Here is an 8,097-nt window from a genome sequence, read left to right as displayed (position 1 = left end):
GCACCTGACGCCCGCCCACCCTCCACCGCGATGATCAAGAGGTTTGCGCGCGGATCCGATCCCGGGCCGACGCACACCTCTTGATCACGCGCCGGTCGCCGGCGCGGACCGCGAGGCGGCTCCGACCGGCTCCGTCACGCGCCGCCGGCCGCCGGCGTGCCGAATCCGCGCGGCGGCGAGGTAGTCCCGGAGGTCGCATTCCTGCGGCGGCCTGTGTTTTCCGGTCTGCGCCCAGGGGAACCCTGACGGTTGACGAAGGAGGAGTCTCATGACCACACCGTCGAGTCCGACCTCGGCATGGCGGCCCGGGATGCCGGGCGGCGACACCCTCCCGTCCGGCCCCGGCGGTCGGCCGTCCGCGCCCAGCGGCGACGGCCACGGGCCGGAGACCGGCCGGCCCACCGTGACGATCGGGTCGTACCCGGACTATCCGTCCGCACAGCGGGTCGTGGACTACCTGGCGGACAACCGCTTCCCGGTGGAGCACAGCGCCATCGTCGGTACGAACCTCACCCTGGTGGAGACGGTCCTGGGCCGGATGACCACCGGTCGTGCCGCGCTGGTCGGCGCCGGCACCGGCGCCTGGTTCGGTCTGTTCATCGGTCTGCTGTTCGGCATCTTCACCGTCGGCAACTGGGTGGCGGTGATCCTGGTCGGGCTGGTCATCGGCGCGATCTGGGGAGCGGTCTTCGGCGCCGTGGCGCACGCGATGACCGGCGGGCAACGGGACTTCACCTCGGCCAGTTCGCTGCGCGCGGCCCAGTACGCGGTCATCGTCGACGCGCAGTACGCCGAGCAGGCCCGCCAGCTGCTGGGCCGGATGCACCTGGGCGCGCCGCAGGCGCAGACCCGCTGACCACCCATCCCGCCGGCGGCGCGGCCCCGGAACACCTCCCCGGGGCCGCGCCGTCGTGCCCGGGATCGGCCCGGCCACGCCCCCGGATCAACGGTCGGTGGCGAGCCTGCCGTGCAGGTGCTCGTCGTAGCGGCGGCCGTCGCCGTACCGGTACGACTCCCGCAGGATGCCCTCGATCCGGTAACCGGCCCGCTCGGCGACCCGGCAGGAGGCCGGGTTGGCCACGGCGTGGCACAGCTCGATCCGGTGCAGCCCGAGTTCGGCGAACGCCCACCCGGTGAGCCGGACGACCGCCCCGGAGGCCACCCCCCGCCCGCGCGCCGCGGCCACCGTCCAGTAGCCGATCGAGGCGTCCCCGTCGTGGATCCGGTGCAGCGACACCGACCCGAGCAGGGTGTCGCCGTCGGCCGGGTCGGCGACGGCCAGCGAGACGTGGTTACCGGCCGACCAGTCGGCCCGGCAGCGGATCCAGCTCAGCGCCGCGTCCCGGTCGAGCAGCCCGCCCTGCGGATTCCACTGGGCGATCGACGGTTCGCGCAGCGCGTCGAGGACGGCCAGCGCGTCCTCCTCCCGCCACGGTCGCAGCAGCAGGCCGGGGGCGGTCAGTTCCAGGTGCTCCACGAGGGCGGAGTCTGACACATCCGGCGCCCGGGCTGCACGTCTTAATCCGGTGCGGTACTTCAAAGCTGTAACACAGACCTCAACGGCGAACGGTGAAGTGACAATCTGGCCCTGAACGAAGGTAGTTGAAGTTTGAAGTAGTGCTACCATCGGAGGCGTGACCGAAAGCCTGGACCGCACCCGCCTGGCCGCCTGGCGGGCCTACATCGAGGCCAGCCAGCGACTGTTCACCCAGCTGGAGGAGGACCTGCGCGCCGACAGTGCGCTGAGCTTCGCCGACTACCACGTGCTGGTGCTGCTCTCCGAGGCGCCGGGGCAGCGGCTGCGGATGGGCGAGTTGGCCAGTCGGCTGGTGTTCTCGCCGAGCCGACTGACGTACCAGATCTCGTCGATGCAGCGCCGCGGCCTGGTCGCCCGGGAGTCCTGCCCGCAGGACGGCCGCGGCAGCGAGGCGGTGCTCACCGCCGCCGGCCTGCTCACCCTGCGTGATGCCGCACCGCACCACCTGAATTCGGTACGCACCAACCTGATGGACGACCTCGACGATGCCGAGGTCGCCTGCCTCACCCGGATCTTCGAGCGGCTCGGCCGGCGCCTGCGCGCCGAACGCGACGCGTCGACCACCCACCCCCACAGCTGAGGAGCCCGCGATGCCCGCCATCACCGTCGACAACGTGCTCGTCCTGCCCCGCCTGCCCCGGCTCGACGAGTCCACCGCCTTCCGGCCGGTCCGCCGGCTGACCACCGCGCCGAGCGGGTACGAGGGTGAGGGGTTCCCGGTCCGCCGGGCCTTCGCCGGGGTGCCGCTGAGCGAGCTCGACCCGTTCATCCACCTTGACCAGATGGGTGAGGTCGACTACGGGCCCGGCGAGCCGAAGGGGACGCCGTGGCACCCGCACCGGGGCTTCGAGACCGTCACCTACATCATCGACGGCGTCTTCGACCACCAGGATTCGCAGGGCGGCGGCGGCACCATCACCGACGGCGACACCCAGTGGATGACCGCCGGCAGCGGGCTGCTGCACATCGAGGCGCCGCCGGAGCACCTGGTGACGAGCGGTGGCCTGTTCCACGGCACGCAGCTGTGGGTCAACCTGCCGAAGGTCGCCAAGATGAACCCGCCGCGCTACCAGGACATCCGCGGGCGCGAGTCGGCTCTGCTGACCACGCCGGACGGCGGGGCGCTGATCCGGGTGATCGCGGGCGAGGTCGCTGGGCACCGCGGCCCGGGCTCGACCCACACCCCGATCACCATCACCCATGTGACGGTGCAGCCGGGCGCGCAGGTCGACCTGCCCTGGCGGCCGGACTTCAACGCTCTGGTCTACGTGCTGGGCGGGCGGGGCACGGTCGGCACCGACCGGCGCCCGGTGCACACCGGGCAGCTCGCCGTGCACGGCCCGGGCGACGCGGTCCGCTTCACCGCGGACGTCCGACAGGACAGCCGAACCCCGGCGCTGGACCTCTACATCATGGGCGGCCAGCCGATCCGGGAGCCGGTGGCGCACTACGGCCCGTTCGTGATGAACACCCGCGACGAGCTACTCCAGGCGTTCGAGGACTTCCAGGCCGGCCGGCTCGGCGTCATCCCGGCCGAGCGGTTGCCGCACACCGGCGGCCAGGGCCCCCGGCCCTGATCCGGCCGGGGTGACCCGGTCGTCCCGAGCCGCAGCGGTGGGCACCCCGTTGCGACCGGGGCGCCCACCAGGGCGTCGGGGCCGGGTCAGGAGACGGCGAATATTCCGGCCACGCCCAGGATCACCATGACCAACACCGCCACCAGCGCCCCCCGCTCGCCCTCCACCGCCTGCTCGCGGCGCTCGGTCGCGGAGTTCGTCGTCTCGCCGGGCATGGTGCGGCCTCCTCGGTGTTCGCGTCGTGGTTCGGGTGGGTGTCGCCGCGGCTCGTCCGCCTGCCGGGCGTGGGCCGGCCTGCTGACCACGGCGGGGGTCCTATCGTGAGGACGTTGTCGACCTCGGGAGGGCTGGACCGTTGGTGCCGCGGGACGCTCCCCACCGCCCGGGGACGTGCCAACCCGGTGTCAGAGTTACCCGCCTGGACCGGCGGAAACCTTGCCGAGCCGGTAATTCCGGCATCGCCTGCGTCGACCGGCCGCTCGGCTGGGTGGGGCGCCGGCGGCCGGCGGGCACCTTCCGCACCGACCGGCGGGGTGACCCGAACCGCGCCGGCCGGGTCGGCTTGCGCCGGCAGCGGCCGGAGCGGCCGCCCTGGCAGGTCCGGCTCCGGGCGCTAGCCGCGTACCGGCTGCTCCCCGAACCCGACGGCCGACCGCTGCGGGCCGGGCACCCCGGCTGCCGGTGAGACCGACCCCGCCCGGTCCGCCGCCGCGGCCCCACCGGCGTGGGCGGTGAGTCCGCCGGGGTAGGCAAACGAGGCGCGCGGGGAGTAGAAGCCGCAACCGATGGTGAGTGGGTTCTGCGGGCGCAGCGCGTACAGCGGGTGCCGCGGGTCGAGGAACTCCACCGACTCGATCTCGAACGGGGCGACCGGCTCGGCGACGTAGGGGTAGACCGAGCTGAACAGGTGCCCGTCCCGGGTGGTGAAGTAACGGTGGTGCCCGCTGCTGATCACGTGGCCGGTGTCGCCGACCCGGCATCGGGCGCGGATCAGCGGGGTCCCGCCGATCGTGGTCTCGGCGACCAGCGACCCGCGCCGGACCTCGATGGTGGTCCGGCCGGGGACGGCGGGGGCGCCCCGGGCGGCGCCGTAGTCCCGGACCCGCTCACTGGAGGCGATGTAGTGGGTCCACCAGCCACCGGGGCTGGCTCCGCCAGGCGCGTCCACTCCGGTGAGCGACACTCCCAGGTAGGTCAGCGAGTACGCGCCGAGACCCGAGGTCTGGCTCTCGTCGTCGACGACGTACTGGTTCATGAAGACCTGGCGGTCGTCGCGCGGCCGCAGCCCCGCCGGCACCAGCGCCGCCACCGCGTTCGGATCCGCCGGCAGCCAGCTGAAGTAGAGCGTGCGGCTGTCGACGACGAGCTGGGGAGCGGCTGGGTCGAGCACGGCGCCTCCGAACCGGGTGGTTACCCTGCGACGCTACGGCTGGTCCCGTGCACGGGACAACAACGGAAAGGCGACACTCCACGCCCGTCGTCGGCGCCGACGTGGCCGCTCGGCGACCGGCCGGCACCGACCGGACAGGGCGGTGTCGATGTCCGGTCGGTGCGGGCCGACCGGGCGAACCGGCAACACCCCTCACATTGCCGATCGGTTTTGTCCGGCCAATCACCTTCATGACGAAACACTGCTTAAGTGCATCGTCCTTTCGGCTAGATTTTGCCAAGCCGATCGGGCTAAGGTGACTTCCGAACGGACAACCGAGGCTAACCAAAGCGACACGTCTCTATCCGCGGACGAGGTGCAGGGAGGAACACCCATGACCGCGCCAACGATCACCGGCCAGGCGGCGAAGGCCGCCCGGAGCACCACGGCGAAGCTGGACCCGCGGACGCTCACCGACAGCGCCGCGGACCTGTTGAACGCGATGGCCGCGCTGCCGGCCGACCACCCCTCCCGTGCCGCCCTGCGCGACCAGGCGATCGAGGCCTGGCTGCCGCTCGCCAACCACCTCGCCCACCGCTACAGCGGTCGCGGCGAGCCCACCGACGACCTGGCCCAGACCGCCGCCGTCGGCCTCATCAAGGCCATCGACAAGTTCGACCCGTCCCGCGGCGTCGACTTCGCCGGCTACGCGATCCCGACCATCATCGGCGAGCTCAAGCGGCACTTCCGGGACCGCACCTGGGACATCCGAGTCCCCCGCCGGCTTCAGGAGCTGCGGCTGGCCATCTCCGACGCCAACAGCTCGCTGCTGCAGACCCTCGGCCGCTCGCCGACGGTCGCCGACATCGCCGCCCACCTCAACGTCACCGAGGAGGAGGTCCTGGAGGGCCTGGAGGGCGCCCGGGCGTACAACGCCGTGTCCCTCTCCACCCCGACCGGCGACGGTGACCGGCCCACCGAGCTGGGCGACATGCTCGGCGGCGAGGACGGCGAGTTCGAGCTGGCCGAGCTGCGGGTGGCCCTCGGCCCGGCGCTCGCCACCCTGGACGAGCGGGAGCAGAAGATCCTCACCCTGCGGTTCTACGGCAACCTGACGCAGTCGCAGATCGCCGAGCAGATCGGGGTCTCGCAGATGCACGTCTCCCGGTTGCTGACCCGCGCGCTGACCAAGCTGCGGGGACAGCTCGACGGAACGTACTAGGGGGCGACGGCGGTGGCCGGGTCGGCGGGCCCGGCCACCGTCGGGCCCGGCGCCACCGGCCCACCGCGACCCGGCACCATCTGTCACGCGAGCGTGACAAACCGGAATCGGGCGGCCGGGTCGCTCCCGCCCGGGGCGACCCGGCCGCCCGCGTCCTCAGCCGGCCGCCGGCTCGCGCCACATCGGCCAGAACGGGGTGCCGTCGGGCAGCCGGAACAACTCACCCACCCGGTAGCCGTGCCGTGCGTACAGGTCGCGGCTGTGCTCGCTGCTCGCCTCCAGGTAGCCCGGCATCCCGTTGGCGTCCAGCCAGGCGTGGTGGTGGCGCAGCAGCGCGGTGCCGACGCCCTCTCCCTGCCGTGCCGGCGCGACGGCGAGGAACGCCAGGTGATGGTGGTCGGGATGCGGATGGTGGACGGCGAAGAGCTCGTCGAGGTGGGCGAAGCGGGGGGTCCACTCGCCGCACGCCGCGGCCAGCCGGGCGTCGTAGTCCTCGGGCGGCGGCGCCGGCTCGCCGACCGAGGGGAGCCAGACCGCCACCCCCGCCCGGTCCGCGGTGCCGTACACGAGGCCGTGCCGCATCGCGTGGTCCACCATGATCTCGAAGTGGCCGGCCAGCACCGCCTCCCGTTCGCCCGGGTCGGGCACCAGCCAGGCGGTGGCGTCGAGGACCAGGAACGCCTCGGCGATCCGCCCGGCGACCAGGGCGGTCTCCGCCGGGCCGAGCCGCTGCACCGGCACCGCGCTCACCGCCGCGCCGCCGCCTCGGCGGGGGCCGGCTCGCCGGCCCGCTGTCGCGGCAGCACCGCCGCCGCCGCGCTCTCCGCGCCCAGGCCGATCCGGGCGTAGATGTCGGGTCGGCTGCCGCGCAGCACCAGCGCCCAGAGCACGCCGAGCAGCGCGGCGGCCGGGTAGGCGGCGGGGATCGCCCAGCGCAGGGTGGAGTCGGGCGCCACCCCGAGCAGGTCGGCGAAGTTCGCCACGGCCAGGGCGACGATCGCGACCAGCGCGACCACGGCCAGGCCGGGAGCGATCGCCCGGCGCCAGAGCGTCTCCCCCGCGCCGCCACGGGCGAAGTACGCGATCACCGCGACCGCGGTGGCGGTGATCAGCAGCAGCACCCCGAAGCCGCCGCTGGTGCCGCCCCAGTAGAAGAGCTGCACCACCGGGTCCCAGCCATTGGCCGCGTAGAGCAGGATCACCACCAGACCCAGCGCGCTCTGCGCCAGCGAGGCCGCCCGCGGCGCGCCGGTACGCGGCGAGGTCCGTCCGAACACCGCCGGCAGCACCCGCTCCCGGCCGAGCGCGAAGGCGTATCGGGCGGTGGTGTTGTGGAACGAGATCATCGCGGCCAGCACGGAGGTCAGGAAGAGCGCCTGGCCGATCGTGACGGCGGTGCCGCCGAGGTGCGTCCCGGCCAGGTTGAAGATCAGCCCAACGCTCTGCTCGCCGGCCTCGGCGACGATCCGGTCCGGCCCGACCGCGACCGTCATGCTCCATGACGACAGCGCGTAGACCGCGGCGATGATCGCCACGGACAGGTACGTGGCCAGCGGCACGGTGCGCCGCGGATCCCTGCTCTCCTCGCTGAACACCACCGCGGACTCGAAGCCCACGAAACCGAGAATGGCCAGCACCAGCACCGCGCCCGCGCCGGGCACGAGCAGGTTGTCCGGCGACAGCGCGGCGAGGCTCACCTCGCCGCCGGCCGGGTTGCCCAGCTGCCCGATGTCGAACACCAGGATGACCACGATCTCGGCCACCAGCAACGCCGCCAGCACCAGGCCGTTGATGTCGACCCGGAGCACGCCCAGCAGCGCGACCAGGGCCCAGGCCACCAGAGCCACCACCGCCCAGTGCGGGTGCGCGCCGAAGATCCGGTCCAGCACCGGCTCGGCGGCGGCGCCGATGGTGCCGTAGAGCCCGACCTGGAGGGCGTTGTACGCGATCAGCGCCACCCAGGCGGCGCCGACGCCGGCCGGCCGACCCAGCCCCCGGGAGATGTACGCGTAGAACGCCCCGGCGTTGGCCAGCCGGCGGGCCATCGCCACGTACCCGACGGAGAAGAGCAGGAGCACCGCGGCCACGGTCAGGAAGGCCAGCGGGATGCCGGTGACCCCGATGACCCCGTAGCCGGTGGTGACCACGCCGGCCACCACGGTCAGCGGGGCGGCGGCGGAGAGGACGAAGAAGATCACTGAGGGCACGCCGAGCCGGCCACGGGCCAGCGCCTCGGAGACGTTGCTCGGACGTTCGGTCGTTGCTGTCGACGACATGCGCGGCTCCGGTTTCCAGGGAGGGGTAGAGGGGGGTGCCGGGGTCACGGGATACCGCGCAGCACCGCGGCGCCGACGGCGGCCTCGGTGTGCGCGACGAGTTCCTTCAGTGGCGG

The 8,097-nt window shown here is 73.2% G+C and carries 9 protein-coding genes and 1 pseudogene; 4 read left to right on the top strand and 6 right to left on the bottom strand.

Annotation, left to right across the window (positions count from 1 at the left end):
• The first annotated feature begins 268 nt into the window (after nucleotides 1–268).
• Nucleotides 269–856 carry a general stress protein gene (locus C1I99_RS26425; protein ID WP_111136898.1) on the top strand — a complete coding sequence of 196 codons (588 nt, stop codon included), beginning with the start codon at nucleotides 269–271 and terminating at the stop codon, nucleotides 854–856.
• 87 nt (nucleotides 857–943) lie between these two features.
• On the opposite strand, the gene C1I99_RS26420 is transcribed toward C1I99_RS26425, so the two are convergent.
• Nucleotides 944–1,477, bottom strand: a complete 534-nt coding sequence (locus tag C1I99_RS26420; protein ID WP_111136897.1) for a GNAT family N-acetyltransferase — start codon at nucleotides 1,475–1,477, stop codon at nucleotides 944–946.
• Between the two features lie 157 nt (nucleotides 1,478–1,634).
• Between C1I99_RS26420 and C1I99_RS26415 the strand changes: the two genes are divergently transcribed.
• On the top strand, nucleotides 1,635–2,117 hold the full coding sequence (locus C1I99_RS26415; protein ID WP_111136896.1) for a MarR family winged helix-turn-helix transcriptional regulator: 483 nt from the start codon (nucleotides 1,635–1,637) through the stop codon (nucleotides 2,115–2,117).
• Between the two features lie 10 nt (nucleotides 2,118–2,127).
• Nucleotides 2,128–3,114 (top strand): pirin family protein, encoded by a 987-nt coding sequence (locus tag C1I99_RS26410; protein ID WP_111136895.1) that lies wholly within the window; start codon nucleotides 2,128–2,130, stop codon nucleotides 3,112–3,114.
• A gap of 86 nt (nucleotides 3,115–3,200) precedes the next feature.
• On the opposite strand, the gene C1I99_RS34660 is transcribed toward C1I99_RS26410, so the two are convergent.
• Together C1I99_RS34660 and C1I99_RS26400 are read right to left on the bottom strand one after the other, a co-directional pair.
• On the bottom strand, nucleotides 3,201–3,329 hold the full coding sequence (locus tag C1I99_RS34660) for a hypothetical protein (RefSeq protein ID WP_267897521.1): 129 nt from the start codon (nucleotides 3,327–3,329) through the stop codon (nucleotides 3,201–3,203).
• Nucleotides 3,330–3,727: 398 nt separating this feature from the next.
• The gene (locus tag C1I99_RS26400) at nucleotides 3,728–4,504 is read right to left on the bottom strand and encodes an acetoacetate decarboxylase family protein (protein ID WP_199562403.1); all 777 of its coding nucleotides are present in this window, start codon (nucleotides 4,502–4,504) and stop codon (nucleotides 3,728–3,730) included.
• A gap of 373 nt (nucleotides 4,505–4,877) precedes the next feature.
• Between C1I99_RS26400 and C1I99_RS26395 the strand changes: the two genes are divergently transcribed.
• A complete protein-coding gene (locus C1I99_RS26395) occupies nucleotides 4,878–5,705 on the top strand; it encodes a SigB/SigF/SigG family RNA polymerase sigma factor (protein WP_111136893.1) in 828 nt (275 codons plus the stop codon).
• 156 nt (nucleotides 5,706–5,861) lie between these two features.
• On the opposite strand, the gene C1I99_RS26390 is transcribed toward C1I99_RS26395, so the two are convergent.
• The 3 genes and pseudogenes from C1I99_RS26390 to C1I99_RS35255 all read right to left on the bottom strand — a co-directional run.
• Entirely contained in the window at nucleotides 5,862–6,455 is a 594-nt protein-coding gene (locus tag C1I99_RS26390; protein WP_111136892.1) for a GNAT family N-acetyltransferase, read from the bottom strand.
• Nucleotides 6,452–7,981: an APC family permease gene (locus tag C1I99_RS26385; protein WP_111136891.1), complete on the bottom strand. Its 1,530-nt coding sequence runs from the start codon at nucleotides 7,979–7,981 to the stop codon at nucleotides 6,452–6,454. Before C1I99_RS26385 ends, C1I99_RS26390 begins: the two co-directional genes overlap by 4 nt.
• Nucleotides 7,982–8,025: 44 nt before the next feature.
• Nucleotides 8,026–8,097 (bottom strand): annotated as a pseudogene (locus C1I99_RS35255) (GOLPH3/VPS74 family protein); the annotation flags it as partial.

This window comes from Micromonospora deserti (genome assembly GCF_003236335.1).
GTDB classification, from domain to species: domain Bacteria; phylum Actinomycetota; class Actinomycetes; order Mycobacteriales; family Micromonosporaceae; genus Micromonospora; species Micromonospora deserti.
The sequence above is the reverse complement of the archived record's forward strand: the minus strand, read 5'-3'. Positions and strand labels throughout refer to the sequence as shown.